This is a genomic window from Leptospiraceae bacterium (assembly GCA_024233835.1).
Lineage (GTDB): Bacteria > Spirochaetota > Leptospiria > Leptospirales > Leptospiraceae > JACKPC01.
This window is the reverse complement of the sequence record JACKPC010000006.1, coordinates 230,728-257,695: the sequence shown is the minus strand read 5'-3', so window position 1 is coordinate 257,695 and position 26,968 is coordinate 230,728. Positions and strand designations below refer to the sequence as shown.

28 protein-coding genes are annotated in these 26,968 nt (G+C 36.4%); 20 read left to right on the top strand and 8 right to left on the bottom strand.

Annotated elements, in window-relative coordinates; genetic code table 11:
- Positions 1-3: 3 nt before the first annotated feature.
- The gene (locus H7A25_23645) at positions 4-741 is read left to right on the top strand and encodes a hypothetical protein (protein ID MCP5502915.1); all 738 of its coding nucleotides are present in this window, start codon (positions 4-6) and stop codon (positions 739-741) included.
- Positions 742-856: 115 nt separating this feature from the next.
- Here H7A25_23645 and H7A25_23640 read toward each other — a convergent pair whose 3' ends face one another.
- The gene (locus H7A25_23640) at positions 857-1,435 is read right to left on the bottom strand and encodes a Uma2 family endonuclease (GenBank protein ID MCP5502914.1); all 579 of its coding nucleotides are present in this window, start codon (positions 1,433-1,435) and stop codon (positions 857-859) included.
- Positions 1,436-1,446: 11 nt separating this feature from the next.
- Complete coding sequence (locus H7A25_23635; protein ID MCP5502913.1) at positions 1,447-2,085, bottom strand: hypothetical protein; 639 nt, start codon at positions 2,083-2,085, stop codon at positions 1,447-1,449.
- Between the two features lie 592 nt (positions 2,086-2,677).
- On the opposite strand from H7A25_23635, the gene H7A25_23630 reads away from it, so the two are divergent.
- Together H7A25_23630 and H7A25_23625 are read left to right on the top strand one after the other, a co-directional pair.
- The gene (locus H7A25_23630; protein ID MCP5502912.1) at positions 2,678-3,025 is read left to right on the top strand and encodes a hypothetical protein; all 348 of its coding nucleotides are present in this window, start codon (positions 2,678-2,680) and stop codon (positions 3,023-3,025) included.
- The gene (locus H7A25_23625) at positions 3,018-3,503 is read left to right on the top strand and encodes a hypothetical protein (GenBank protein ID MCP5502911.1); all 486 of its coding nucleotides are present in this window, start codon (positions 3,018-3,020) and stop codon (positions 3,501-3,503) included. Before H7A25_23630 ends, H7A25_23625 begins: the two co-directional genes overlap by 8 nt.
- A gap of 85 nt (positions 3,504-3,588) precedes the next feature.
- Here H7A25_23625 and H7A25_23620 read toward each other — a convergent pair whose 3' ends face one another.
- Positions 3,589-4,248 (bottom strand): Uma2 family endonuclease, encoded by a 660-nt coding sequence (locus H7A25_23620; protein ID MCP5502910.1) that lies wholly within the window; start codon positions 4,246-4,248, stop codon positions 3,589-3,591.
- Positions 4,249-4,338: 90 nt separating this feature from the next.
- Positions 4,339-5,049, bottom strand: a complete 711-nt coding sequence (locus H7A25_23615) for a DUF4469 domain-containing protein (protein MCP5502909.1) — start codon at positions 5,047-5,049, stop codon at positions 4,339-4,341.
- 326 nt (positions 5,050-5,375) lie between these two features.
- Here H7A25_23615 and H7A25_23610 point away from each other — a divergent pair, with 326 nt between their 5' ends.
- The 11 genes from H7A25_23610 to H7A25_23560 are packed head-to-tail and all read left to right on the top strand — an operon-like array spanning position 5,376 to position 16,365.
- Positions 5,376-6,869: a DUF4382 domain-containing protein gene (locus H7A25_23610; protein MCP5502908.1), complete on the top strand. Its 1,494-nt coding sequence runs from the start codon at positions 5,376-5,378 to the stop codon at positions 6,867-6,869.
- Between the two features lie 10 nt (positions 6,870-6,879).
- Positions 6,880-8,034 carry a hypothetical protein gene (locus H7A25_23605; GenBank protein MCP5502907.1) on the top strand — a complete coding sequence of 385 codons (1,155 nt, stop codon included), beginning with the start codon at positions 6,880-6,882 and terminating at the stop codon, positions 8,032-8,034.
- Positions 8,015-8,524 carry a hypothetical protein gene (locus H7A25_23600; GenBank protein MCP5502906.1) on the top strand — a complete coding sequence of 170 codons (510 nt, stop codon included), beginning with the start codon at positions 8,015-8,017 and terminating at the stop codon, positions 8,522-8,524. The genes H7A25_23605 and H7A25_23600 overlap by 20 nt, the downstream gene beginning before the upstream one ends.
- 11 nt (positions 8,525-8,535) lie before the next feature.
- Positions 8,536-10,230 (top strand): hypothetical protein, encoded by a 1,695-nt coding sequence (locus tag H7A25_23595; protein MCP5502905.1) that lies wholly within the window; start codon positions 8,536-8,538, stop codon positions 10,228-10,230.
- 20 nt (positions 10,231-10,250) lie between these two features.
- A complete protein-coding gene (locus H7A25_23590) occupies positions 10,251-10,901 on the top strand; it encodes a hypothetical protein (GenBank protein ID MCP5502904.1) in 651 nt (216 codons plus the stop codon).
- Between the two features lies 1 nt (position 10,902).
- Complete coding sequence (locus H7A25_23585) at positions 10,903-12,396, top strand: SGNH/GDSL hydrolase family protein (GenBank protein MCP5502903.1); 1,494 nt, start codon at positions 10,903-10,905, stop codon at positions 12,394-12,396.
- A 10-nt stretch (positions 12,397-12,406) separates the two neighbouring features.
- A complete protein-coding gene (locus H7A25_23580) occupies positions 12,407-13,573 on the top strand; it encodes a hypothetical protein (protein MCP5502902.1) in 1,167 nt (388 codons plus the stop codon).
- A complete protein-coding gene (locus tag H7A25_23575) occupies positions 13,548-14,096 on the top strand; it encodes a hypothetical protein (GenBank protein ID MCP5502901.1) in 549 nt (182 codons plus the stop codon). The genes H7A25_23580 and H7A25_23575 overlap by 26 nt, the downstream gene beginning before the upstream one ends.
- Before the next feature lie 10 nt (positions 14,097-14,106).
- A complete protein-coding gene (locus tag H7A25_23570; GenBank protein ID MCP5502900.1) occupies positions 14,107-15,252 on the top strand; it encodes a hypothetical protein in 1,146 nt (381 codons plus the stop codon).
- A 12-nt stretch (positions 15,253-15,264) separates the two neighbouring features.
- Entirely contained in the window at positions 15,265-15,591 is a 327-nt protein-coding gene (locus H7A25_23565; GenBank protein ID MCP5502899.1) for a hypothetical protein, read from the top strand.
- Between the two features lie 12 nt (positions 15,592-15,603).
- Positions 15,604-16,365, top strand: coding sequence for a hypothetical protein (locus H7A25_23560; GenBank protein MCP5502898.1), 762 nt, complete (start codon positions 15,604-15,606; stop codon positions 16,363-16,365).
- Between the two features lie 347 nt (positions 16,366-16,712).
- On the opposite strand, the gene H7A25_23555 is transcribed toward H7A25_23560, so the two are convergent.
- Together H7A25_23555 and H7A25_23550 are read right to left on the bottom strand one after the other, a co-directional pair.
- Entirely contained in the window at positions 16,713-17,384 is a 672-nt protein-coding gene (locus tag H7A25_23555) for a 1-acyl-sn-glycerol-3-phosphate acyltransferase (protein ID MCP5502897.1), read from the bottom strand.
- A gap of 256 nt (positions 17,385-17,640) precedes the next feature.
- Positions 17,641-18,330 (bottom strand): dienelactone hydrolase family protein, encoded by a 690-nt coding sequence (locus H7A25_23550; protein ID MCP5502896.1) that lies wholly within the window; start codon positions 18,328-18,330, stop codon positions 17,641-17,643.
- 136 nt (positions 18,331-18,466) lie between these two features.
- Here H7A25_23550 and H7A25_23545 point away from each other — a divergent pair, with 136 nt between their 5' ends.
- Together H7A25_23545 and H7A25_23540 are read left to right on the top strand one after the other, a co-directional pair.
- On the top strand, positions 18,467-19,450 hold the full coding sequence (locus tag H7A25_23545; protein ID MCP5502895.1) for a DUF898 family protein: 984 nt from the start codon (positions 18,467-18,469) through the stop codon (positions 19,448-19,450).
- Between the two features lie 7 nt (positions 19,451-19,457).
- Positions 19,458-20,555: a M48 family metallopeptidase gene (locus tag H7A25_23540; protein ID MCP5502894.1), complete on the top strand. Its 1,098-nt coding sequence runs from the start codon at positions 19,458-19,460 to the stop codon at positions 20,553-20,555.
- Positions 20,556-20,569: 14 nt separating this feature from the next.
- Here H7A25_23540 and H7A25_23535 read toward each other — a convergent pair whose 3' ends face one another.
- Both H7A25_23535 and fbp read right to left on the bottom strand, forming a co-directional pair.
- Positions 20,570-21,526 (bottom strand): NAD-dependent epimerase/dehydratase family protein, encoded by a 957-nt coding sequence (locus H7A25_23535; protein MCP5502893.1) that lies wholly within the window; start codon positions 21,524-21,526, stop codon positions 20,570-20,572.
- Between the two features lie 6 nt (positions 21,527-21,532).
- Positions 21,533-22,537, bottom strand: coding sequence for a class 1 fructose-bisphosphatase (gene fbp / locus H7A25_23530; protein MCP5502892.1), 1,005 nt, complete (start codon positions 22,535-22,537; stop codon positions 21,533-21,535).
- Positions 22,538-22,752: 215 nt separating this feature from the next.
- On the opposite strand from fbp, the gene H7A25_23525 reads away from it, so the two are divergent.
- Genes H7A25_23525 through recG form a run of 4 tightly spaced genes read left to right on the top strand, consistent with a single transcriptional unit; the run spans position 22,753 to position 26,912 of the window.
- On the top strand, positions 22,753-23,757 hold the full coding sequence (locus tag H7A25_23525) for a metallophosphoesterase family protein (GenBank protein ID MCP5502891.1): 1,005 nt from the start codon (positions 22,753-22,755) through the stop codon (positions 23,755-23,757).
- Positions 23,754-24,434, top strand: a complete 681-nt coding sequence (locus H7A25_23520) for a hypothetical protein (protein MCP5502890.1) — start codon at positions 23,754-23,756, stop codon at positions 24,432-24,434. The genes H7A25_23525 and H7A25_23520 overlap by 4 nt, the downstream gene beginning before the upstream one ends.
- Before the next feature lie 3 nt (positions 24,435-24,437).
- Positions 24,438-24,824: a hypothetical protein gene (locus tag H7A25_23515; GenBank protein MCP5502889.1), complete on the top strand. Its 387-nt coding sequence runs from the start codon at positions 24,438-24,440 to the stop codon at positions 24,822-24,824.
- 3 nt (positions 24,825-24,827) lie between these two features.
- A complete protein-coding gene (recG, locus tag H7A25_23510; GenBank protein MCP5502888.1) occupies positions 24,828-26,912 on the top strand; it encodes an ATP-dependent DNA helicase RecG in 2,085 nt (694 codons plus the stop codon).
- Positions 26,913-26,968: the final 56 nt, after the last annotated feature.

Below are 26,968 nucleotides of genomic sequence, written 5' to 3'. Positions count from 1 at the left end.
CTAATGAATTTAATGGATCGAAGAAAAAGATTAAAATTTCCTAAAATGCTTTTAGTTTCAACTTTTATATTTATGCTATTACCGGTGACTAATTATTACCTGATGAAAGAGCATTATAGTATCGCGACAACTAATCCAATATGGCTTTTTAAGGTTATGAGTCCCATAGGTTTATTTTTATTCTTTTTACCCTTCATGATAGCAATTGGTTTATTAAGGGTAAAAAAGTGGGCCTGGTGGCTTTTGTTAGTATACTCTATATTTCTAATTTCTTATAATTTTTATAGTTTTTTAAATATTAAAGATAAGTTTCATTTATTCAACTTACTTCAGACTGTTTTTGGTTTAAGTGTGCTGGTCTATTTTTTAAAGAAAGATATTTCTGCCCCTTATTTTAAAATGTATCCGCGCGGTTGGAGAGGTGAAAAACGTTATCCAATACAAATTCCTTTTCACTTAGAGGGGTTTCGTGCTTTAACAAAAGATCTAAGTGTTACTGGTTTTTATGCGACTATACCGAATTCATCTTTTATTATTAATCAGGAGGTTCCTATTAGAATGGAATTTGGAACAGAAGTAATGAATATAAAAACCGGTGTAGTTCGAATAGATCCAGAAGGAACAGGCTTTGCTTTTAGGGATTTAGATAAGGAATCTTCTTGTTTGATAGAAATGTTTGTAAAAAAGTGGGAGTATGAGAAAGCTTTCTTTCGGGAAGGAAGCTTAAAAAGAATGAGTTAAGGCAATTAGGATTATAGGATTGATGAATGCCTGACAGGAGGACGGGGTGTAACAAGTCTCGAACTACCTGAAAAAATGAGAGCTTACAGGGAAACTCATTCTATGCCGGTATTAACTAGGAAAACACATCTCCCACATTTAATGTGAATCCTTCAATAGCTTTGGATGTGATACTATCTCCTTTTTCTGCTGTTTTTTGGTGAATCATGATTCCGGCCTGGTTGTGATAGACTTCTATGTTTTCTTTTTTCAGGTTTACTATCCAGTATTCATCTACGCCGAATTTGCCGTAGTTGCGCATCTTTTCGTTTCGGTCTTTGCTTTCTGTGGATTTAGAAATGATTTCGAGAACAAAGTCCGGTGCTCCAAAAATAAACTTTTTTATGATCGATGAACGTTTGATAGATACAAAGAGAATATCCGGTTGATAGATATTCTTTTCATCCAGATGCACATCCATAGGTGAATAGGCAACTTTTCCCAGGTTATTCTGTTGAACATAGTTTCCTATTTTTAATACTAAGTTAAAAGAAATTTCCTGATGGTTAAAATAGGGTGAAGCCATAAAAACAAGTTCTCCTTCTATGAGCTGGTAAGGTGCGCGGTAGGGCAGTTTGGCATAATCATCCGCCGTGAATCGTTTATCAGAAGTGATTTGTGTGATGACATATTGCCCGGTTTCTTTATCGCTTATGAATTATAAAACTAAATTTCGTCTGCGAGGTCTCTTGCTAAGGAATCTGTTAGTTGTGATAAACCTTTTTGTATCATTCTTTCTTTTAAGGCATTTAGTTCTTGAATAACCAGGTTTTTTTGAATATTTCCTACCCTGTTATAATTTTCGAAGACTTTAGTTTCTTTTTTTGATGCGGCTATAATGATTCCTTTTTCAATGTCTATCATTCGTGCTGTGACTTCTATGTCTCCATCGAGGTTTGCGTTATAAACCTGAATATTTGCTATGTCAGGTATATTATTTTTTACTAAAATATTGATTTTACTTATGGAGCAAAGGATGATATATTTAGCTTTTAGCATTTTTCCTATTTTAATAGCATTCTCGGTTTCCAATAAACCTTTTTGTTCCAGGGCATGTTCCTGTAAGAGTGAATCTAATTTCTTGCGTTCGGTAACTGCGAATTTCTTCGTTTGAACAAGAGAAACTATAAACTCATCACTTATAGAGTGGATAAGATTCGCTTCGATGGGAACTTTGCTTGTATTGGAGAAACTCGGGACGGCTACGACTTTTTGAACTACCTCCCTTGAAATTCCACAATAGAATAGAGGTAGGATACAGGAAAGTAATAGACCTCGTAAGAGCTGTTTATTTAAAGATTTCATTCCTGTCATACTTACCGGGGAAGTACGAAAAATCAAACCAAAAAGCTTTCTGTGGGTTTAGACTGGTAAGGAGCACGGTAGGGCAGTTTGGCATAATCATCTATATCTCCATTATTTATTGCAACAATATCACTGATGTAGTAGAACTGTATCGGCATGAGAGAGAGCCTGCAACGTCGATGCACAGTCTCTACAACGTCGATGCACAGTCTCTACAACGTCGATGCACGAGTCTCTACAACGTCGATGTACGACTCCTACAACGTCGATGTACGAGTCCCTACAACGTCGATGCACGAGTCTCTACAATATTAGGAGTAAGAAAACCAGTTCGGACAGGCGTTTAGGCTGAGAAGTAGCGCGGAAAGGACTGTCAGTTTTAAAAATGGGTTCATAGTATGTAGGAGCCTGTCTGAAAATGAAGCTACAGGCTCTTGCAGCTTGCTTTTCTTTAATAGATAAGCCTATTTTAAGACACGCTGTAAGAGTTCCTTATGGTAATTTTGTCCTTTTAACTCCTTCCCCCCCCACCCACAAGTATGGCAAGTAAAAATTGCTTGCGTTTTCCAAAACTAAATAGACAATAAGTAAAATGGAACTTTTCGAGAAAGATGATAAGTATATTATTAAAGGAAAAGAGCAAGAAGTTCAATTAGAAAAAGCCAGAAACTCCTTCAAAGAATCATATAGGGATATGACTAAAGAAATTCAAAGGGTTTCTATTGAAGAATTCTCATTATATGATAAACTCTGTATATGGCTTTATAAAAGAATTCATGGCTCTAAATTTCATCTAAAAAAAGAACAAACCTTAAAAGAACTCTTTCGCTCAACAAAAGGCTTTAATAAGATTGCACTAATTTTTAAACCTTATCCCGATAATTCGTTTCATGAATCTGAAATTATACCACATTTAGAAGGAAAATTCAAAGATGAATAATGGAGGTCTGGATCCTAAAATCGAGGGATATTTAATTATCACCTTAAAGAAAATCAGGTATATTGACTTTATCGAACTTCTAAATTATACTTCTGAAAACAGATTTGATGAAGACCTCGAATTCTATATTTCCAGATTGGGAACCGGCATTTATGATAAGGAAATAAACATTCACCGGGCAAACCGATTAAGAAGTATCGCATCCAATTTCGTAAAATATAAGATATTTTATACATTCTCACTTGATAATATAGAAGAAGAACTTCGCTCTTATCCAGAGCACGATGACGGTAGACCTTTTGATTATATCCTATCCTCTTTTTGTGAAAATATTATTGAAGAATATTCAAAGGCCTGCCTTGATTTTTATAAAAAAAGCCAAAGAATTCCCGGTGAAGCCTGTTGTAGACTAAAGGATATAAACGAACTTCTGGAAGAACACAAATTCACCGGAAAAGAAATTGTTAATTATCTCTAAAATTAACTGCCAGCCCAAACCAAATACAAAAATTGAAAAAACATCAATCATTGAGCCGGGGAAACTCATTCTATGCCGGTATTAACTAAGCAAACACATCTCCCACATTTAATGTGAATCCTTTAATGGCTCTGGATGTGATACTATCTCCTTTTTCTGCTGTTTTTTGGTGAATCATAATTCCTATCTGGTTGTGATAGACTTCGATGTTTTCTTTTTTCAGGTTTACTATCCAGTATTCATCTACACCGAATTTGCCGTAGTTGCGCATCTTTTCATTTCTGTCTTTGTTTTCTGTGGATTTAGAAATGATTTCGAGAACAAAGTCCGGTGCTCCAAAGATAAATTTACTCAATATAGAAGAACGTTTGATGGAAACAAAGAGTATATCCGGTTGATAGATATTTTCTTCATCCAGATGAACATCCATAGGTGCATGGCATAGTGTACCCAATTTTTCTTTTAAGATATAAATATTTAATAAGGTTACTAGCTTGGAAGAAATAATCTGATGATTCAGGTAGGGTGAAGCCATAAAAACAAGTTCTCCTTCTATGAGCTGGTAAGGTGCGCGGTAGGGTAGTTTGGCATAATCATCTGCTGTGAATCGTTTATCAGAACTGATCTGCGTGATGACATATTGCCCGGTTTCTTTATCAAAGAATAGAATCTGTTCACCAATAATGATAAAGTCCTTATTCCTTAGGAGACTTTCAAGGCTTACCGGCTGTAAAAAATCGCTCATTTGTATAGAATGAGCTTTCTTAAACCCGAAAAGCAAGTATTTTTTGGGAAGAATCGTAAGCTTCCTTATGAAAAGGAAGCTTAAAAAGGCTCAGTTAAGCGCGCCGGTTAGTTCGATAAAAAACCTTGTTACAAACAATTTACCTAATTTTTTAACACGATTTCTCAGTTCGAAACGGTAAGGAACACCTTCCGCAATTTCTGCGGGGCAGAGAAACATGAGTTCTGAAGGATTATTCTTTGAAATCATTTCAACTTTATGATAGCTCAAATCGGACATGTTCTGTAAAAAGAGTCCTTCATCCTCAGTTTCCGGGTCAAGCTTTAGTATCCTACCCTTTAAGGAACCTATAACAAGTGGAAAAATGCGAGAATTGCTTTCACCCGTTTTAAAGTCATTGAAGTCGAATATTTCCGGTGCATTTTTGGGTAAACGGAACTTCTCTACTTTTGCTTTCATTATGGGTTCTTTGAACTCGGAAGATACCTTTACTCCAACATCAAGTTTATGCCTTGAAGGGTCAAAAGTATCATACCTGTCTTCAAAAGTGCCCTGAACGAGGGGATAGAACTGGCAGAAGCCTTCGATGTTGACCCTTTCTCCGTTGGCAATAGTATTTTGAATGGCACGTTTCATGTCATTGAGAACGGCGAAGATGTCGCTTTTGGTCACAGTGGAGCCACCTTCCAGCATACGGTTTACGATTTCTTCCGTTCCATGGCTTTTCAGGGTAAGGGCACGAGAATGGTATTTACCGGATTGATTTCTGAAAGAGGTTTCGTATATATTGTAAAGTATCATAGATACTCTCCTGATTTTTAGTTTAAAGTTTTTAATTTTACTATCTTACGTTTAAATGCAGATTTTCGCTTAAATAGTAATTTAGTTGAAATATTTATCAATATAATTTTCTGCAAGTATTTTTAAGATTATTTGTATTTATTTTATTTAATTATAAATAAATATAAATAAAATTACTTGACTGAGGCTATAAAATGATTCTATACTGAGAATAGAGTCAGTAATATTTGTCAGTAGTATTGACGTATTTTAAGGAGAAAAGGATAAAATGAAAGTTCAAAGTTCAAAGTTCAAAGTTCAAAGTTCAAAGTGTTTTAGCTGTTTTTTTGCTCTTTTTCGGCTTTGCCTGTGTGCCTATTGGGATGAAAGGAGATAAAGCCGATACAGAACTCTTAAGTTTGGCCGGTGCCAGTATGATAATGCCCGGAACTTACGACGTTCCGAGGGACGGGGATGGAAAAGCCCTTATCCCGGACGACAAAACCTACCTGAGGATTAAGTTACAGGATGACCCGATTCCTCCACCTGAAAACAAGGGACTTGTGCATTTTGTTCTCGATTATGAGGACATTTCCCATAATATTTTTGTTTCGGGTAATAGCCATAAAGAAGAAGCGGAGCCATTTGATTACTTTACCCTGACTGTTGAGAACATAGAAGTTAAACCTGCTGGTAAAGAAAAACTTATTCTTCCCGCACCATCATCCGTAATCAAAATATTTGAAAAGGATAAAAAATATGCGGCTATTTTTAATAACCTTCGCCTTGAAGCGGGAGATTATGAATATCTAAGGGTGAATCTCTACGAACTGAATGGTAAAGGAAAGAAAACGGAAAACACTTTCCATCAGATTAAATACAGGGATGTACTTTACCCTTTAAATTTTGTTAAAAAGAGAATACAGTTTATGCACCATTTCAAGGTTGAAAAAGGTAAACTCAGCACACTTCATTCGAGGCCGACTCAAACAAAGGTTGTTCATTATCAGCAAAACAACGCAGAATATCGTTCACAGGTTGAATTTGAAGCAAGAGGCTATAATGTTCATTTCCCTATCGATAAGATCTGGATAAATATGAAGTCTATCTCGGTGACAAAAAATACGGGAGAGGTTTACGTATTGAATCAAAATCCTTTTACTTTTGATTTGCTTTCTTTGAGGGATAGTGCAGTTTTACTTGTGGGCAATGATCTTCTACCGAAGGGAGAATATCTGTATTTTAAAATACAGTTAAATGATGGTAACTCTATAGAACTTGAATATGAATCTAAACCCCTGACGATTACAAACGAGTATACGAGAAGCTTTCAGATTCCAGGGCCTTTTAACCTGCGGGGAGGTCGTGTGACGGAAATCATTCTCGATTTTGACCCGAATCTATCCGTTTATAATACCCTGGATAGTGGTTATGTAATGGAGCCTACACTTAAAGTTGTTTCCATTCTTTCTATGACAGCCGAACAGGATTTGAGGGTTCAAAATGCACTCGGAGAATATGCAAATACTGTAATAAAAGAAGCGGAAATAATATTTGAAGGGAGGGTTAATTCTATAGGATGTGAACTGTCTAATAATGTTCGTGGCAATCAGGTGATTTATAGCATTTTGTCAATCAAAGTAGAAGATACTTTGAGGGGGGACAGTAGCAATATAGAGTATTTTCCATTAAAAATGATTGGAGGAAAATGCCAGGGAAAAGTTTTGCATGTAACCTCTATGCCTGAATTTAAGCTGAATGAGACTTCAATTTATTTCTTAAAGAAATATGGTGAACGGTATAGTACTGTATATGGTGATATGGGTAAAATTAATCTTTGAGGATATTAAAATGAAAACTACTAATAAAAACTACATATTTAAAGTTCTGGCTTTATTTCTACCTTGCCTGTTCTTTTTTAATTTTTCACTTCTTACTGGAGATAAGTTAAAATGGAAAGCAAGTTTCCCTGTAGTGAAGTTCAAAGTTATAAATTCAGATATAGAAAGTAATAAGAACTATTTGGATATTATCCAAGCAGCAGCAAAAAGCTGGTCCATGTTAGAAACGAATTCTCATTTTAACTTTGTTTATGATGGAGGTTCTTCGGTTTCTTATGCGAACTTTTCTTCAGATACGTCATGTACTGAGAGTTTAAAAAAAGCCGACAATTCAATCTACATAAATGAAAGTGTGCTGGATCCAGATTGCACTTCATTCTCCTGTTCCCAGATATGGAGCTGTGAAGAGGAGAATGACATTCTTCATTTTGATATCCAGTTCAACAAAAATTTATTTAAAAATGCTTATGAAAATAATGATTTTATAAAAGCAAAAGTATCCCATGAGTTCGGACATATTGTTGGTCTTGGTCATTGCTCACCCGGAGAAACTGAAGTAGAGTGTCAGAGTCGTTTAACGGGAGGACAAACAGAACCTTTAAAAACAGACGTAATGTATAAAATTCCTTACATTATTTACAAGCCATCAAGTGTAGACATTGCTGGAATTAGCTATTTGTATGGTTTGGCTACTGATAAGGAAATAGCAACTTTTAATAAAATGAAAGATTTTTATGAGGAAATAGAAGAGCAATGTAATGTTAAAAATTGCAACATTCCTGTTTTTAGTTCAGAGGAAATTGTAGCATATAATAATCACCAAAGCTTTTTAATTACAAAAGGATACCATACCGAAGAAGCGAGGCTTGCAAAAAATCGCGGATTTCAGGATTTATATCATTCAGCGTATTCTGAAGGTGCTTATTCTGCCGAGGAACATCTGTTGATTTCTTTGAATGAACTGAAAGTTAAAGTCGAAAAATTAAGTAAAGATTCCCTTGAAGCTTCAGTCCTGATTGTTTCCATTCAAATCAAAGATACGCAAAGAGCTATAGAGTTATATAAAAATGATTTGGATGAAATGTATATGAACTTTATAGAAAGTGAGTTAAAAGCATTAATTATCATACGGGAGGAAATGAAAAATGAATTGGTTCAAAGATGATTTGTTAATGTATATAAGTCTTTTCTTTTTTATCTTTTACGGTTGTTCCGATAAAAAGACATCTTGTTTTGGAACTAAACAGGAAAATGGTGATGCCTGTTATATGCTTCAAAAACAGATAGAATGGATTAACTCTTGTAATCAGGAAGGTAGTGTTAAGGAAGAAGGTCATGGTTCAGGTGGATGCTTAACACAAAAAGTTGATAGTGGATTAATCTATAACTATGATACAAAGCAACCTATCATTACATCATCAATAACAGAAAGAATACGATTAGCATGTAAAACTCCCGAACAAAGTTTTAATGCACTTAATGGAAACTATGAGTGGTATCGAAGTGAAGTTTCAAATCCACCACCAGGTTATGAATTAAAAAGGATTATTTTTGATATAAATCACATGGGAATCTTTGATACCTATTATAATAATGATATATTATATTGTATACAAACATTTCAGTTTCAAAAATTAATAGTAAATATAAGATAGAGGAAAAAACAATGAAAAAGAAGTATTTATTTAATCTAATTTTATATATGATTCCAATAGGTTTTTTACAAGCTCAATTTTCACCACCCAGTTGTTTGATTTCAGCATACGACACTCAAATAACAATTATCGGAGATAGTCGTTCCCAAATAATTGCTACCGATCCTACTTCAAAATATATATTAAATGCCGGAATTAATAATACTCAAATTATTGATAGATCACATTTAAATGCAATACAAAATTTAGGTTGGGGTGGTTCAAGGGCAACGTATAAATCCCATCTTCTGCCGAACAATGGCAAGGATGAAGGCAATTGGGACTATAGGATTGATGAATGTATGGGTACATATCATGCACCTTATCTAACAGCAGAAAAGGCAATTCTTCAATTAGGAGGAAATGATATTCTTACATTTTACCAGGAGTTAGAGAACGTAAGTGCACTATATTTGCTCTGGGAATTTAGAAAAAACCCAGTTGAAGCAATTTATAGTTACCTGACCGGAAAGAAGAATCCAAAGGATGAAGCTTTTTGGCTCTGGCATATGGAAGCTCATGAGAACAAAGTTGTCGCTGGGATGTATAAGGTATCTAATTATTTTCTTTCCAACCAGATTCCTATTGTACAAAAGCCTCATGAGTTACTATTAATGACAGCTGCACCTGCTTTTAATTCTAATATATGGTTTTATGATTCAGGAGCAAATTTCACATGGAAAAAAGCAGTGAGATTAGTAACCTATTTTGGGAGATTACAAATTAAATATGCTACCGAGCTTTATCCTACCTTATTCAAAAGACATGGTTCACGTGTTCATCTACTGGACATGTTTTATCCGTATCTGCACAATGTATTATATAATCAAGCATCCTATTATGTGGAAGCAGGACAATTAGCAGATGGGATTCACTTTTCAGGAGAGGGGAATGCAGCCTGGGGAAAAATGCTTGCCTTCAAAATGGTAAATATAGGCTGGTTTCCAATAAATCCAGAACTGGCAAATTTAACTGTTCCCGGACAGGATGAAAAATATAAAAAGATGGATATGGCAATTAATCTAAGGGCATTAGAAATCGGAGTGAATCCCGAATTGTTTTTCACAGTTCCTTTGGAGATAATAAAAAACCCGGATGGACTTATTCTGGGATACAAGAAAAATTTTAATGGTGTTTATATCTATCTAAAAGAAGGAGGAGATGTTGCTTTTTCTATTGGAGGATATACTCTTACAGGCTATCTTGAGAATGGAGGAGCAGAAGGTTTTCTTGGATTTCCTGTAGAAAATTCTCATGCCTATAATACTTTTGGAGAACGAGCGTTTTTCGAATGTGGATTTATTACCCATGATAATTTAGATTTAATCAATCCGGGGAATTATTACATTCATGGAACTGAAGCTTGCCCGGCTTTAACAGAAGAAGAAAAATCAGCAGAACCTGATTTTACTGGCTGTGCATTTGGAACACCCTGTGGAGTAAGTTGGTTTGAACAGTTTGCAATTCAGCTAAAACCGACAAGCGGGCAAGCACCTTTCAAATTTGAACTTGTAGAAGGAGAAACAGCTCCTGGAATTATTGATAAGCAGGGACGGATTATTGGAGGACCAGTAAATAGAAGTAAATATTTATGGAGTTTTAAAGTGAGGATGACTGATAGAGATTTGCGCACTGTTGAAAAAAATGTGTATGTCTTTAGCTTATAATAAACTAAAAGAGTAAGACAATGAAAGCATTATTAACCCTTTCACTAATTTTGTCTTTGTTTATATTCTGTGATACTAATGAGGATCCTTCCCATGATGCAGTAAACAATAGCATCATATTTTATGGAAGCCTATTACAATGGGAATATGAATACAAAAAAACGGATTACCATTATATTGATAAGAAGGATGGAACGGTGGAGCTTAATATAATCCGAAGAGGAGACAATGCTAGCCTTGGAACAATAGCTATCTTGAAAAAGTGCTTGCAGGGACAGGTCTACCGAAAAGAGGAAAACGACTGTAAGGGTACAGGCTCGGAATCAGATTACTACGGAGCACAGCAACTCCAGTTCTGTGATAAACTGGATTATTCCTGTACCGGGGAAGACTATACTCTCAATGGAAATGGGAATAGCGAAGCCTACAAGAGCTGTGATGCCGAAACTTTACTGGGGCGTAAATGGAAGGTAATAAGAGGGAAAGAGTTAAATCAAGCATATATTTTTAATTATGCCTATAAGCATATAAGAGAGGGAACTAAGATATGGTACAGAATTGATAATAAGTATGATTCGAATGCGATATATTTCTTATGGAAAGAAAATTACTATTATGAATTAAAAACAAACAGGAACTACGTTCTTTGTTCCAGTACAATAGGAGAATAAAATGAAGTATTTGAGTATATTTGTATTTGCGTTATATCTTATGTTTCCTCTCAAAACAGAAGCCAGCTATTTAAGCGAACTACTGGAGAAGGTGGGTGTTTTGAGTATATGCAATTTTCCTTACCTGTCAAATCTGCCCGGAATGGAAGCCAGTTGCGAGACAGGTTCTTTCACCAAGAGTGATTTAGTTACCCTGCTGGCAGGTAGATCGATTATCAACTCGCATGGTTGTTCGGACAAATCCTATAAACCCCCAACGAAAACCGACAACGGAGACAAAAATGATATTTACGTCTCCCTCATAGGCGACAGTCTGACCCACTATGGCGGAGACACCGGTAAAGAAACCCTCTGGAATACCTATCTTTCGAACGGTCAATTTAAGGTTACGAACCTCGGTGCAGCCGGTTCCACTTCCTCTGCCTGGAGAGAACACTTTGATAATTGTGAGAACCAGACTACAGCTCAGGTAAACCAGAGGATGCAGCTTCCACCGAGGAGTATCATGATGATAGGGGGAAATGATTTTCATGTTTTCAAAGGGATTCTGCAACCGCTCTGGTGGGCAGTTCCTTTTCGTCGTAACCAGGTTTTGAACAATATAGAAAGGATAGCGACCCATCACCACAAAGGGAACAACGGTTGCGGTGACTTTGATGCAGATGGTACTGCGGTTGCCCCGGAATCCTGTATTGAAGGGGATAAGGCTTTTCCAACCCAATGCTACCAGTATTCAACACAGAATCAAAGTAGAACCTGTCCGGATAGGAACAATGATGGGGTGATAGACAGGAGTGATTGGGGAAGGGGACGACTTTTTATGCTATTGGGTAACCTGCCGGCTGTTTCTTTAGATCCGACAGTTATACCTGTACTGAACCCGATTTTTAGAAGATTTGGATTTTACGAAAAACCCAATGATAATATGGTAGAGAATGAAGGGAATATACTAAATGCCGAGAATACATTGAAACAGTTGGGGGGAATTCTTCTTCTCTACTATGAGTCTATGATTCCTTTTCTAACAAGAAATGCTCTAATTTCTACTGTTATTAATTATAGAGATTGTGGAAAATTATCTCCATCGAAAGTATGCACAGACCATACCTGGGTCAGTCGACAGATGTTTAAATTACAGTTCTGGGAAAATGTGATGGCATATAAAAGGGGAGGAATCCCTTACATACACATGTATTCGTTTTTTCAGGATCCCGGTTCCAATAGCAGGGGTTGCTGGTGGTGTGCGGATAAAGGCTTATGGATGAGTGGTCATGATGCCGTGGTCTTTAGTCTTGATGATGGAATTCATATAAACCATGTGGCAGGCTATGGAAAATGGGCAAGTGTAATCATCCCGGCAATGGAACATTTAAAAATGAATGAAGCGACAAGAACGGATAGTATAGATCCGCCAGGTTATGAAGCAGATCATGGTCCCGGTTGTAACGATCAGTGTCTTATCATTCTCTGTTACGTCTTTAAAATTTGTAAATAAGAGGATTCAAATGAAAAAGCTATTTCTAATATTTTTGTTCCTGTCATTTTCGCACTTCATGTTTTACTCTTCTGTTTTAAGACCCAGAAGAGTGGGTTTTTTCCCGATTGTTAATTACAGGGTAAATGCAGATACAGGTTATACCGGATATACTCAAAATGAGTTTCTTGAGAAAATCAAAGAATCTGCTGATACCTGGTTCAGTAGCGCGAATGCAAAAGTCAGTTTTTACTATAGAGGTGAAATTGATACGAAAAGGCCAAAGTCTCCAACGAACATGAATTGCTCGGAAGATAGCCTGAAAGAGTTGCAGAGCACGGAAGATACTATATATGTTGGGGAAAATAATGATCCTGACTGTACCTCCCACGCCTGTAGCTTTATCTGGATCTGTGGAGATGAAATCCAGAGAGCAGACACACAACTAAACCCGGATCTTGCCGTTGAATTAGATGCAAAGTTAGAAAACTTGCAGAAGCTTCTTCTACATGAATTTGGTCATACTCTGGGACTAAATCATTGCCTGAAAGGCGACACTGATGCTGCCTGTTTAAATAGACAAAATACAGCTATCCCGACATCGAATCCACAGGAAAACTCAGTGATGTATACACACTTTTTTTCTGGAAATGTAGTTCCTGTTGTAGATGACATAGAAGGTGTAAGAAAGCTCTATGGAGAAGTAGTGAATCATTTTCCTAAAAGTGGAGACTATGTTCTAAAGCCTTACGAAATAGAAGGCATGTCTATATTAGAAAATGAAGAAGTCTTATATGCATTTCTATTACCATCTGAAGCAGATATAAGAAAAAATTTCATGGAGTCTTTGACCTATATTCCTGCAAGCCAGGAAGAGATCGATAAGGAGATGGAAGCGAAAGCAAAGGGAGAAGCATACGAAAGGAAAAAACTAAGTTTGTCAGAAGCTATGAGTCAGGAAAGCATAGATATGAACCTTTATTTTGTAGATATAGAAAGTAGAATTCCATCATTAACAGATAAAGAATTGGAAACATTGAGAATGAATTCGGTATCGGCTATAAATTCTTACTATCGCTTAAAAGCCATCATGGAAACGGAAGCCAACTTTGACGCATTGTATTATGAAAACATACTCAATCGTCATGTTACGATACGCAAGGAGGCATCAGATGAACTTATCCGCCGTGGTTTATAAACCAATCCTTATGCTATTCCTAATCTTTTTTCTCATCTCCTGCCCGGAAAAGAAAACAAGAATTCAGAAATTGGATGATGATATGGGTGGTGTCGGAGCTACTGTTGTTCTAGTTGAGCAGCTACTGCGTGCAATCCAAGAGGGAGATAAGTGTCAAAGTTTTTGGAATTACCCTACATTGGAACATTCAATACCAGTGCTGTATAAAGCAACTATTAAACATCAGGGTAATATTTATAAAATATACCCATCTATAAAACCAGCGAAAGTTAAAATCACTATCTTGAGTGAGAATTGTAGTCTTGCAAGAGGATATAGTTATTGTACAAATAATGTAAGAACATACGGAAATACAGAAAATGGACTTTCACCGATGGATTGTGACTATCGTGTTAAGAACTATATAGCTGGCAATAAAGGTTTTTATGAGGAATGCGAGGTTTCTTTTAATTCTGAATTGTATCTCGTATCTGTATCTTTACATTCAAATGCGCCCTGTGATTTTGAAGTTGAATACGAATAAGGAGAGAAGTATGAACACAATTCTAATATTTTTAGTAAGTTTAATTACTATCATGAATAGTAATGTATTTGCACAGGTACAATTTAAAGGAAGACCTGCTCCTACTTATAATGAAGAGGAGCAAAATGACAAATGCAGCACAGCCGGTCTATACAACGAAAATACGAAGGCGACGATATATGGCGATAGTCGCATGGACTATGCGGGGCTGGTATTTTTACCTATAGATGTGTATCTCGAAGCACTCGGCTGGAATGTGCAGAACTTTGGGGTAAATGGGGAAACGTCGGTTGGTCTACTTAAACATTTAGTAACCTGTCTGACACCCAATAGTCCGAACTATAAAATTCATAAAAACGTGGTTTTTCATATTGGCGGGAATGACTTCCTTGCCCACATAGGCACCCTGTATTACTTGCCCTGGCGGTATTCAAGGGTTGTTAGTATGGTAGCTAACAATAATGAAAGGATAGTGAGTCTCCTTTACAGGAAAGGAAAAAACGTTCTTCTTTCCGGGCATTATCCAGCCATTTCCAACTCCTTTCGGCTTGGAACTTCAAAAAATTATCTTCCTGATTTTAGTCGAAAATATTGGGATTTAATTTATGATAAGCCCATAGCCGTGGACTGGCAATTGGTGGAGGGAAAACTGATACAATGTATCGGAAGTCATGCACTGGATATTACTGCGGCGGAGCAATATAAGTCCGCTATGAGTGCGAGCTGGAAACGCTTTCTTGACATACCTACTGCAGCATCTATAGGATTGATGAATTTGGAACCTATCCTGACTCAGATGCAGCAAAGGCGTACCCCTATGTTTGCAGAAAAGGCCTTAAAGCTGGAACACCAACCTGTGTGGCGATGTTTCCAACTATTAGAATATACAGATGAACCCTATGTAGTAGATCCTCGCCTTATGTCCGATATGATTCATCCGAGTGCAAGTGGCTTTACCGTCTGGGGAAGACTAATAGGAGATAAAATGCGGGGGATGGGCTTTTTTGAAGACAATTATAATATGATGGCTGATGCCAATAATAATTCGGATGTGAATACGGATGGTAGTGGAGAAGTTACACATGAAGGAGGAAGTGGAGATGATGATCTATATCTTTTGTTCTGGTGTTTCTTTTTTAAGAAGTGTAAACTATAAAGGAAGAAGAAAATGATGATGAAAATATTAGGAATTCTGTTTGTATTAATGAGTTTGAGTGCCTTGTTTGCGGAAAATGGGAGTTGTTTTATCAGGAAAGGAGGACAATGTATTGAATTGCAAAACTCTGAAACACAGGAAGAAATTCAAAGGCTGTGCTCACAGTTTAGCGGTCTCAGCTACCAAAAAGAAAAATGTGTTGAAAAGGAAATTGCCGGGAAGTGCAGTGTAGCTTCAGCTGCCGGTAAAATGTTAAGGACTTTTTACTATTACCCGGTATGGACAAGGAATGCTGCAAAAATAAACTGTATAAAAATGAAAGGAAGCTTTACGGACTAAAAGGATAACACAATGAAAAGTATAGTATATATAATGATTTTAATATTTCTTACAGGTGCCTGCACAAACAAAGAAGACAAGAAAAAAGAGCAAAATACTCTTTTAGCTTCTTCGCTTGTTTTACAGCAATTGAATGCAAATACAGTCAAAAAAAACTGTATTTACAGGTATGCAGGGAAGTTTACCTGTATCGATAATTATACGGGAAATGGAACCGGTTTTAATTTTACACCGGAAAGTTTCTGTAACTCTTCCGTTGCTCCACAGGCAAACAGACAGCTCAGTTCAAAAACCTGCAAGGAACTTGGTTTTACGGATACGATGAAAAGTGCATCAGCCGATACAAGCTTTATGCCGGATTTTTATAGCTGTTATGTTCACAAAGCCTATACGAATGTGGGATTATGTTCGACAGAGGTAAACTCACTAATCCCGGTAGATGTAAGTGTATTTACACTGACCGGGGAAAGCACAACTAAAAGTTCTATCATTTTTAGTTCGGTGGACATTCAATCGATCTCCTTATATTTTACACGGGAGATGGATGCAAGTAAGATACAGAGTTCCTGGATAAGCTTAAAAAAAGATACAGGAGAAGACATTTCATTCACAATTAATTTAATTAGCTCCTATGAGAATATTCTAAAACTCAATGTCAATATAGCAAGAAAAACAGGTTTTACGATAAGCATCAGTAAAGATGTAATAGACTATGAGGGACTGAAACTTGATAAGGATTATTCTATCAGCATAAAATCGGATGAGTATTTTTAGACGTATCCGCTGCAATCTTTTCTTGAATTTTTAGAAGCTAAGTATGTTTTAAGTAGATAATCTAATAGACTTACATCACTTTCGTAATTAGAAACGGGGGCATCTACTATCGTGAAAGCAATAATGACTTGTCTTCTGCCTTCTTCTCGATTACCGCACACCTCTCTGCCACTTTGGTAACAACTATATATTGTAAGGCTAATTAAATAAGGAAGTAGTTTACGGAGCATAACCAATACCTTCGATATAATCATAGAGCATAATATTAAACAAGAATTTCATTTTAAGTCCATTTATTTTAGTTGCCTTACCTTGATTTGATAATGTGTCTGAATTTTTAATATTATTTATGGAGCTCGTTTCTTTTTTTCTACCGGTGCCGGAAAGGTATATTCGAGACCGGAAAGTCTCGCGATTTCCTGCATACACTCATACAGAAAGAGATCAGGTGCATCTGATTTAGAATAGTATTTTACTTTACCAAAACGTATGGTTACACTTTTTCGAAAAAGGTTATTCTTGTATTCATAACCTGCAAGTACCACAGGAAGAGCTTCGGACGGTTTGCCGGTAATAAATCGAAAGCCTGCAACAGCAGCCTCCCCCATTGTACCGGGAAACCGATGTTGTTCAGGAAAAAGGACCATTATATTCCCTTCATACATTTTTTTCCTGGCAAAGAGGAGATTATCCTTACTCTTTTCCGGATTATCCCTATCTATCGGAATCCCACCTATTTTTTGAAAAAAATCAAAAAATAAGGGATGAGTAAGACTTTTTTTGATAATACACCAGGCATGCCTTCCAAAAGCATCCACAAGAACCCGGTATCCTATGGGAATATCATGATTACTACTGTGCTTTGACAAAACAAGTACCGGCCCCTCCAGTGTTTTTAATTCTTCAGTAAGCTCATAAACTATCTTGAAACGGGGTTTATAAAGGTATTTACCTATAAAATACAGGGCATTGGATACAAATTGGGATTTGCCCGGGTGCAATTCTTTTTCTTGATTCATTTTATCCTCAGTTATTTCTAACAATGTTTTTTAGCATAGAATGAAAGCAGTAAAAATTCTATCATTTTTTACGAAATTAATAATTTATTAATCCTATCCTCTATATTCCCTGCCCTGAGTCTTGACTATAACTGAAAGTCGGACCAGGCTAATTGCGGTATAGTAGGCACCTTTTTTTAAAAAAACGAGGTGATAAAATGATGAGCAAGAAAAACGGGTTTTACGATAAGCATCAGTAAAGAACTAATCAATTCTTTTATTCGTAAACTTTTTCTTTTATAAACCTCAGCATTCTTTCATAGGCTTCTTTTCCTTCTTCATTGAAGCGAAATAGATGTGGTATCATGTGAGGAAGATCGTAATCATGTCTTTCTAATTTATCACCGAGTTGTTCTTCCAGTCTGTCTACTTTTTCAGGAGGACAGAGAGGATCTGTATGGCAGAAGTGTCCCTGTATTGTATGTTTTACACTCCCCACGCATTCTTCCGGGAAACCGGAACCTGTGAGACCGAAAGAATGATGGAAAACAACCGGTGCTTTAATTTCCGGTCTCAGACTGGCATGTAGTACAAAACCTCCGGTCAGGCAGGAACCCACAAGAGAGAGCCTGTTTGGGTCTACATCCTTAAATTTCTGGAAAGCATCGATAATTTGATGAATTTCTTCTAAAGCCTTATTGCCGGAGAGATTATCCCGTATGAACCGGTCTATGACCTGTCGTACGCAATATTTTACGCCCCAGGAATTTGTGTATAGATCAGGGACAAGGACTCTCAAACCTTCTTCTGAGAGCAGGTATGCGGTTTCAAGAGTGGAGTTTTGTATTCCGGTGATGTCGTGCAAAAATACAAGGCCGGGTCTTTTCCCGCCTTTATTCCCGGTAAAATAATAGGCGTTAATGTCTCTACTTGCAAGCTGTAAAGTTAAAAATGTATAGGGTTTCATTGAGTTTAAAATACAAAATAAAATTATTGAAGCTAAAAGGGAAGAATTTCTTTTTTCTACTGAATGAAAACGGCAAAAAAAAATATAAATTATAATAATTATTCGATAATATAACAAATAATTGTGAGGATTTAAGATGGATGCAAAAGAATTCAATACCGAAGAAAAAAGTTTTTTTAAATATCATGGTAAAGGAGGAGAATTATTTGGTGTATTCCTGGTTAATGCCCTTCTTACCATTATTACATTAGGAGTTTACTATTTCTGGGCAAAGGTTAAGTTAATAAAATATTATTATGAGCAAACAGAATTTATGGGTTATCGGTTCTCATATCATGGAACAGGAAAAGAAAGGTTTGTAGGTTTCTTAAAGGGTATAGGTATTGTAGTCCTTGGGCTTATCGCTCTATTTGCAGTAGCTTATTTACTCATGTCATTAATTTCTTTGAAAGCAGCCAACTTTATCATGAGTGCTTTATTATATCTTGCCCTATTGGCTATTTCACCACTGGTATTAATAGGAAAAGAAAGATATAGGTTAAGTCGTTCCAGCTATAGAAACATTAGATTTCAGTTTACCGGGAAATTTACTGAATTAGCTGAGCTTTTTATTGTGCATGGTTTAATGACTGTCGTAACACTTGGAATTTATTCTCCCTGGTTTTATTGTAAATATGCCGAATTCTTTGCTAAAAATTCTTTTTATGGGAATCAAAATTTTCAATTTCAAGCGGAGCCGAAAGAGTTATTTATCCTGTTTTTGAAAGGTATATTCTTAACTCCTTTAACTTTAGGAGTTTATGTTTTTTGGTTTAGAGCTAATTTATATCGTTTTTACTGGAGTCACGTGACTTTCCAGAATAAACAGTTTAATGCTGATACATATACAGGTGGAGGCTTAATGAAAACTACCGGACTTGCCCTATTAGCTTCCGTATTGAGTTTGGGAGCTGCTCTTCCCTGGGCTTTGAACTGGTTAAATGCCTATCAGATAAATCATCTGACATTTTTAGGTACTGTAGATTTTGCTTCTATAGAGGGAAGCATGGATAAAAAAGCTTCAGCTTTAAGTGATGGAATTTCCGATGCGGCTGACGTGCTGGGGGATATGCTATCTTAAAGAAGATATGAATATAGTTATAGTTGAATATTTTGATGGTAGAAATCCGGTTCCCTTTAAAGGGGAACTGGAAATTTATGAAACTCACCTGGAGTTTCGCTATAAGCCGGATGAAGAAATTGAAACTTATCAAGTCGACTGGAAATTGATACAGAGTATTGAAAATAAAGGAGATAGCTTTGAAATACACATTTTTATAGATAAAGATAGTCCTTTCGCAATATTTGTCTTGCAGGATAAAAACGCCTATGAAATTCTTCAAAGTATTTATAACAAATTGCATCCGGGTTTTTTTAGTACCCGGGTTAAAAAATTATATGAGCTTCCTTTGCGAACGAAGCTTATTTCTATATCCATATTTTTAGCCATTTTTATTTTTTTGTATTTCCAGGGTTTACAACGTGTTCATACATTGATTCCGCAAAGTGTAGATAAAGAGATAGGCTCTTATGTACAAAAACAAATCCTGAAAAACTATAGTACCTGTTCGAAAGAAGAATATAATCAATTTCTACATAAGTTAATCAACTTATTAGCAGATCGTAAAAATACATTTAATATAACAATAGTGAAACAGGATGTTGCAAATGCTATCAGTCTTCCCGGTGGAGAAATACTAATCTTTTCCGGACTTTTTAAAGAGAGCGAATCCCCGGAAGAAATTGCCGGAGTTTTGGCTCATGAAATCGCTCATATTGAACAAAGACATGGTATCAGGCAGTTGATACGCGTACTTGGAATTTCCTTTTTAGTTACCGGTTTAATAGGTATAGGAAGTGATTCTTCTGAGATGATAGAAACGTATTCGGAAATTGTAAATACCCTGATCCTTTTGAAATACTCTCGAAGTTTTGAAGAAGAAGCCGATAGACTTGCTGTTGAAAAATTGAATAGACTAAGTATCAGTACGGAAGGTCTTATCCAGTTTTTTAAAAGAAATGCAGAGAATGATAAAATTTCCAAATGGTTAAATACACATCCTTCCGGCGATAAGCGAATAGAAACTATCCAAAAACTATCTAATATACCGTCTAAAAAAAAGGATTTATTTTTAGAAGAAAGGAGAAACTGGGAAATTTATAGAGAAGGATGTGGTTACTATTAAAGTTTGAAAGGAATTTATAAACTTTTTACGCTGAGACCTAAGCCCTCTTGAATAGAGAACGGAGCTTTCCAGCCGAGGTCTTTTTGAATTTTAGATATATCTAAACAATAAGGTGAGGAAATCTTTTCATATTCTTCACTTTTACCTATAACTTTAAAAAGGGTTTTTAAAATACTCAGCGGCATCGGGAATAAAACTAAGTTTTTATTCAAACTCTCAGACAGAAGATGCAATAGTTCTGAGGTGGAGAGATCCTGTCCGTCACTCAAGAGATAAGTTTTGCCGAAGGATTCTTTATTTTCCAGGCAGGTATGGATAGCTGAAAGCAAGTTTCCGAGGAAAATAAAACTTCGCTTATTCTTTAAATTTTTGAAAGGAAGGGGAAAGCCCATTCCGGCAATTTTTGCAAGTCTTAAAAAGTTTGCTTTGGCATAGGGACCGTAGATCAGGGGAGGGCGAAGGATAGTGTAGGGTAAATTTTCATTTTGCGAAATCTCTTTTATATAATTCTCTCCTTCTATTTTCGATAAGCTATAGCTGTTATAAGGAAGAAGGGGAGAATCTTCCTGAAACGGAGAATCAGAGCCGGTTTTTCCATGAACCAGAGCTGTGCTTAAATAAATGAAATGTTTTATTTGCTGTCGGGCTGCTTCGAGAGCTAATTGTCGGCTTGCTTCTGCGTTTATTTCCAGATAAGGTCGCAGTTCTACATCTTTGAGATTATGTGCTTTACCGGCAAGATGGATAATAAAATGAACATCTCTTAAGGTAGTTTTCCAATCTGTATCGGGTTTTATTTCCAGGATTTCCTGACTCAGGTTCTGCTTCAGGTTCGGTTCTGCTTCGAGGTAAGGGTTCAGGCTTTCGGTTCGAATAATACTTTTTACCCGAAAACCCTCTTTAAGAAAATACCATTCTGCATACCTGCCAACAAAACCACCGGCTCCGGTTAGTAGAATGGTTTCTTTCATCTATTCTCAGGTATATTTCTCAAGGTAATACTCAACATCCTTTTTACTTCCGATAATCAGGGTAACTCTTTGGTGAAGATCATTTGGTTCTATATCCAGAATCCTGCGTCCATCTTCTGTTACAGCCATTCCTCCGGCCTGTTCTGCAAGGAAAGCCATAGGTGCTGCTTCGTAAAGAAGCCTGAGTTTTCCGTCGGGGTAATTATTGGATTTCGTATCTCTCGGATACAGAAAAATTCCTCCTTTCAGAAGGTTCCTGTGGAAGTCAGCCACTAAAGAACCTATATAACGCAGGGTTTTTGGATTTTTATTCAGGCTGATTCCATCGATATTTTTAATATCCTTGATATAGGCTTTGATATTATCAGACCAGAAATTGTAATTACCCTCGTTGATAGAGTAAATATTTCCGGATTCCGGCATTTTTAGACCGGGATGGGAAAGCAGGAATTCTCCGCAGGATGGGTCGAGGGTGAAACCATTGACGCCATTTCCGGTACTTAAAATGAGCATGGTTGAGGAACCATAAACAATATAACCGGCAGTTCTTTGTAAATTACCGGGTTGGAGCAAGTCTTCCAATTTTCCGGGTCTACCGGGGGGGGTTTTTCTGAGGTGAATGGAAAAAATAGAACCTATAGAAACGTTGCTGTCTATATTAGAAGAACCGTCGAGAGGATCGAACACAAAAGTATACTTTCCTATCGCATAGTCTTCCGGAATATCAATAGGACCTTCCTGCTCTTCACTGGCCATAATACAGAGGTGACCGCATTTTTTCATGGAGTCGGTGATGATTCTATCTGCATAACGGTCCAGTTTCATCTGGGTTTCACCCTGTACATTGGTTACACTCGTAGAGCCGAGGATATGATCCAGAAGCCCCGCTTTTCTTACTTCTCGGGTTACGATTTTTGCAGCATAAACAAGATGATTCATGAGGGCTGTAAAGTCTCCCGTAGCATGAGGAATCTTGAGCTGCTCCTCAATTAGAAATTGTGATAAGGTAATAAGCTCTTCATTTAAGTGTTGGGCTGTTTTATCTGGCACTTTTCTTTCCTTTCTATAGAGATTTCATCTGAAGTCCGGTTGTTACTCTATTTATTTTTTCGTAAGTTTTCCTATTGCTCAACGTAAAATTCAGTGACACATTATCAAGTAAAAATACTGTTTCCTAATACCATAAAAAGTCATAAGATTGGGAGCATTTTTCTTCGATTTCATTCATGAAAATAATTTATCTCACAGATATCCACGACGGCCTGAGGAGTATGAAAGAAGTTTTTCAGAGAACCTCGGCTGATCTATATATTCTTGCCGGCGATATTATCTACAAGGCTTTTTTTAGTTCTGAAAGGATAATTGATTTTTGTACCATTCAGGAAGAACTCGTAAATCATGCCAAAGAATCGGGTTACGACAGACTTCCCTATGATTATGCGACAACAATTCTGCGTTTTCCGGATAAATTTGACTATGAAATAGGGGTTAAGGCCGGTTTTTACCGTCTTTTATTTCATAAGGCTTCCAAAACAATGAAGGAGAAATACCTTCTTATCAAGGAAGTAATTAATCAATATGCAAATTCTCCCTGCCTGATACTTCCGGGAAACTATGATATAGATCTTCAATACACAGCTCTTTACGAATGGGATATTCACCGAAAAACCCGTGTTTTTGGAGAGTATGTTTTTTCAGGTTATGGTGGGGCACCAATTATGACTTCCGGAATACCCGAAAAGCTGGCAGTAAAGTTTCATGAGTATAGGAGAAGCGGTATAGAATACTCGGAGCCGGAAGAATTTTTTAAATCAGAGTTACCGGATGTAGCTATTATTCATAACCCGGCTTATGGAATTTTAGATAAGGTTCCGGGTTATGGAAATGTGGGTTCTCAGGGAATACGAAGATATGTGGATGATTGCTCACCTCCTCTTGTTTTATCAGGACATGTTCATGAGGACCAGGGAATTGTAAAAAAAGGAAAAACAGTTTTTTTAAATCCTTCTAATTTCGGATCGGTTGATTCGGTGTACGGTTTTCAACCGGGTGGTTTCCTTGCAGAAATTTATATGGAAAATAAGGAAGTAACGAAAGTCGATTTATTGCAATACCTTGATGGAAACTTGAATGTTTTAATGAAAACGAGAACAGAAGGTAATTCTATTGAATTAGAATATATCGATGATAATTCAAGCGTTCCTGCTGAGCATTTTATTAGAAAAATATGACAATTACAAAGTTTGTAAATAACCCTCTTATTAAAGAGTTTAATGGTTTAAAACGTTTTTTTCGCAAATACGAGACAGATGTTTCAAAGGAAAGAATTTTAGATTTTAAGCATTTTACCAGTATGATTAATTCTTCCGGTGATAAAGTTGCTTTTGACCTTTTAGGTTCTGTAAACTTTGGTCAGGCTGAAAGATATTCTGATGCGGATGTAATTATATACCTCGATTGCGATGAGCCCGGAATAACTGAATGTGGGGCCGAAAGTTGTGAGAAATATAAATTATATAAAAAGCTACTCATGAATACTCTGGTTTATGAATATGCAAATAATACTTATAAAGTAGAGTTTGTAGACTGTATTAATTTAAGACAGTTAGAAAGAGATATTATAGATACAAAAACAGATTCTTTTACCATAGTCAAATTTGCTTTTTATCGTTCTATATGCAGGGGAATAAATCGATCCGTTTTACGATATTATGAAAATTTATTAATGAACAATGAAGAACTTTGTGATGCAATTGAAACTGCATTAGAAGATTGTTTTAGAGGTTTAACAAAAACTTCTCAGCACTCCTATTCGTTTCGAAAGTATATGGAAAGACTTGAGCATAATAAGGGTTTTAAAGTTCCGGAATCTGTTGCCCAAAAAGTAAAATCTTATTTATGGAAGTAACTCATGTTGACTGTATTCTCAATCATATTTACGCTAATCTTTATTTTTTTAATACTCCACCTTCTATATTTTACAGAAGATAAGAAGCTGGATAAAGAAAAAGCAAATCGTATTGAGAAAGAAAAATCCCTAAAAGCCCAAACCTTAGATCCAAGAAAAGTGTATGGAAGGGAATGGGATTCTAAGGTTCCGAGACCTCGTATTTGTCCTGCCTGCGGAAGTTTTTTAGAAAAGCATGAGTATCTATTTGCCTCTATGCAAAAGGGAGATGGAGAAAAAAATATCGTGCATATTTATGGTTGTCGTTACTGTTATCTTGGTGTTGATCGAAGCATTAATAAGCCGGAAGAAAGTATCAAAGAGGAAAAAGTTGAGGAGTTGGATTTCTAAGAAATGAAACTTACACTTTCCGAAAGTGTAGAAATTCTTCCGGGTCTCGGACCAAAACGTGCGACAGCTTTAGCTAATATAGGCATTAAAAATCTGGGAGAGTTATTGTATTATTTTCCCAGACGTTATATTGACAGAAGCATAACTGCGAATGTACTTTTGAGTGAGGGAGAGACAGTTACCTTATTTGTAACAATATTAGATTTTCATTTGGTACATGGTAAAACTTCAAGATTAATTATAGGAACTAAGACCGAATCAAATCATCGCATTTCTCTTGTTTTTTTTAAAGGAATTTCTTATTTTAAAAATGTGTTTAAACCCGGCATGAATCTAATTGTTACCGGAGAGTTGAAGTATTTCCGGGGAATGCAGATCATGCATCCGGATTTTGAAATCTTGAATACTGCTGAGGATCCGGAGGAAGCACAACTAATTCATACAGGCCGTATCATTCCTTTATACCCGGGTTCCGATGCCTTGAAAAAAGAAGGCTTGGATTCAAGGGCCTTTCGAAGATTTAATAAAAAAATTCTGGATCTACTGGAGCAGGGGAAATTAGAAATTCCTGAAATTCTACCCGAAGAAGCACTAAAGAAGAGAAATATACCCGGTATACATCAGGCTTTTAAAGAAATTCATTTTCCGGAATCTGAAGAAACATTACAGAATGCTAAAAATCGATTTATTTATGAAGAGTTTTTCTTTTTTAACCTTTTACTAAATTATAAACGGAAAAAGAGAGAAGAGATAGAGAGGGAACTCTGGCCTCTACCGGAATCTCCATCGGCTATACGGGTTGAAAAGAATCTTCCTTTCAAGTTAACAGATTCTCAAAAAACTTGTATTGCTAAAATTAAGCAATTAAACTCGAAAGATACTCCTATGGCAGCCCTTTTGCAGGGAGATGTGGGTTCCGGAAAAACGGTTACAGCTTTATTAATTGCACTTCATTATATCGATAATGATATTCAGGTTTGTATTTTAGCACCTACTGAAATTTTAGCCAGACAACATTTTCATACCATTCAATCCTTGCTCTCCTTTTCACCTTTCATTGGACTGGAACTTTTTTTAGGAAAAGAGAAGGTCAAAGCCAAAAGGGAGAAACTTGCCCGTTTTAAACAGGGTGAAACGAGACTGGTGATTGGAACGCACAGTCTTTTGCAGGAAGATGTGGAATTTAAGAATCTGGGTCTTGTAATAATTGACGAACAGCATAAATTTGGAGTTGAGCAAAGAGAAACTTTGAGGGCAAAAGGAAGAAATCCTGATATTTTGGCTATGACAGCAACTCCTATACCCCGAACCCTTTCTTTAACTCTGTATGGAGATCTGGAATTAGTCGTATTGAAAGAGAAGCCGGCTGGTAGAGCCGGAATCGAGACCAAATGGTTTTTTGAAGATAAGCGAGAAGCTGTATATAAATCTATTAAAAAATACTTAAATATGGGGAGACAGTGCTATATAGTCTATCCTCTTGTGGAAGAGTCAGAAAAATTAGATTTAAAATCCTGTATTGATGATTATGAGCATTTAAGTAGGTTTGAATTTAAAGAATACAGCCTGGGTTTACTTCATGGTAAAATGAAAAATGAAGAAAAAGATGCTGTAATGACAGGCTTTAAAAAGAAGGAAATCCAAATTCTTGTAACTACAACTGTAGTGGAAGTGGGAATTGATGTACCGAATGCAACGATTCTTGTAATTGAACATGCAGAGCGGTTTGGAATTTCTCAACTGCATCAGTTGAGAGGAAGAGTGGGCAGGGGGGAGCATGATAGCTTTTGTATTCTAATGAGTTCCGGCCACATAAGTGAAGAAGGAAAAACAAGACTTTCTGCCCTGGTGGAAACAACCGATGGTTTTGAGCTGGCCGAATCTGACTTAAAGCTCAGGGGGCCGGGAGAAATCCTGGGTATTCGGCAGAGCGGACTTCCTGATTTTAAACTGGCGAATTTACAAAAAGATGAATTCTGGCTTAAAGTAGCCAGGGAAGATTCAGAAAAGTTTGGAAATATAGGAGCATTAGAAAAAAATGAAATAAGTAATCGCTTTTCTGAAGGAAGAATTTTATTCCCGAATTAAGTATTGAAAAAAATGATATACTCTATAGGTAGGTTTTCTAAACTAGGATCGGATAC

Coding starts and splice junctions, on each gene's coding strand:
- H7A25_23645 (MCP5502915.1), top strand. CDS start 4: ATGAATTTAATGGATCGAAGAAAAAGATTAAAATTTCCTAAAATGCTT.
- H7A25_23635 (MCP5502913.1), bottom strand. CDS start 2,085: ATGAAATCTTTAAATAAACAGCTCTTACGAGGTCTATTACTTTCCTGT.
- H7A25_23630 (MCP5502912.1), top strand. CDS start 2,678: ATGGAACTTTTCGAGAAAGATGATAAGTATATTATTAAAGGAAAAGAG.
- H7A25_23625 (MCP5502911.1), top strand. CDS start 3,018: ATGAATAATGGAGGTCTGGATCCTAAAATCGAGGGATATTTAATTATC.
- H7A25_23620 (MCP5502910.1), bottom strand. CDS start 4,248: ATGAGCGATTTTTTACAGCCGGTAAGCCTTGAAAGTCTCCTAAGGAAT.
- H7A25_23615 (MCP5502909.1), bottom strand. CDS start 5,049: ATGATACTTTACAATATATACGAAACCTCTTTCAGAAATCAATCCGGT.
- H7A25_23605 (MCP5502907.1), top strand. CDS start 6,880: ATGAAAACTACTAATAAAAACTACATATTTAAAGTTCTGGCTTTATTT.
- H7A25_23600 (MCP5502906.1), top strand. CDS start 8,015: ATGAATTGGTTCAAAGATGATTTGTTAATGTATATAAGTCTTTTCTTT.
- H7A25_23595 (MCP5502905.1), top strand. CDS start 8,536: ATGAAAAAGAAGTATTTATTTAATCTAATTTTATATATGATTCCAATA.
- H7A25_23590 (MCP5502904.1), top strand. CDS start 10,251: ATGAAAGCATTATTAACCCTTTCACTAATTTTGTCTTTGTTTATATTC.
- H7A25_23585 (MCP5502903.1), top strand. CDS start 10,903: ATGAAGTATTTGAGTATATTTGTATTTGCGTTATATCTTATGTTTCCT.
- H7A25_23580 (MCP5502902.1), top strand. CDS start 12,407: ATGAAAAAGCTATTTCTAATATTTTTGTTCCTGTCATTTTCGCACTTC.
- H7A25_23575 (MCP5502901.1), top strand. CDS start 13,548: ATGAACTTATCCGCCGTGGTTTATAAACCAATCCTTATGCTATTCCTA.
- H7A25_23570 (MCP5502900.1), top strand. CDS start 14,107: ATGAACACAATTCTAATATTTTTAGTAAGTTTAATTACTATCATGAAT.
- H7A25_23565 (MCP5502899.1), top strand. CDS start 15,265: ATGATGATGAAAATATTAGGAATTCTGTTTGTATTAATGAGTTTGAGT.
- H7A25_23560 (MCP5502898.1), top strand. CDS start 15,604: ATGAAAAGTATAGTATATATAATGATTTTAATATTTCTTACAGGTGCC.
- H7A25_23555 (MCP5502897.1), bottom strand. CDS start 17,384: ATGAATCAAGAAAAAGAATTGCACCCGGGCAAATCCCAATTTGTATCC.
- H7A25_23550 (MCP5502896.1), bottom strand. CDS start 18,330: ATGAAACCCTATACATTTTTAACTTTACAGCTTGCAAGTAGAGACATT.
- H7A25_23545 (MCP5502895.1), top strand. CDS start 18,467: ATGGATGCAAAAGAATTCAATACCGAAGAAAAAAGTTTTTTTAAATAT.
- H7A25_23540 (MCP5502894.1), top strand. CDS start 19,458: ATGAATATAGTTATAGTTGAATATTTTGATGGTAGAAATCCGGTTCCC.
- H7A25_23535 (MCP5502893.1), bottom strand. CDS start 21,526: ATGAAAGAAACCATTCTACTAACCGGAGCCGGTGGTTTTGTTGGCAGG.
- H7A25_23525 (MCP5502891.1), top strand. CDS start 22,753: ATGAAAATAATTTATCTCACAGATATCCACGACGGCCTGAGGAGTATG.
- H7A25_23520 (MCP5502890.1), top strand. CDS start 23,754: ATGACAATTACAAAGTTTGTAAATAACCCTCTTATTAAAGAGTTTAAT.
- H7A25_23515 (MCP5502889.1), top strand. CDS start 24,438: ATGTTGACTGTATTCTCAATCATATTTACGCTAATCTTTATTTTTTTA.
- recG (MCP5502888.1), top strand. CDS start 24,828: ATGAAACTTACACTTTCCGAAAGTGTAGAAATTCTTCCGGGTCTCGGA.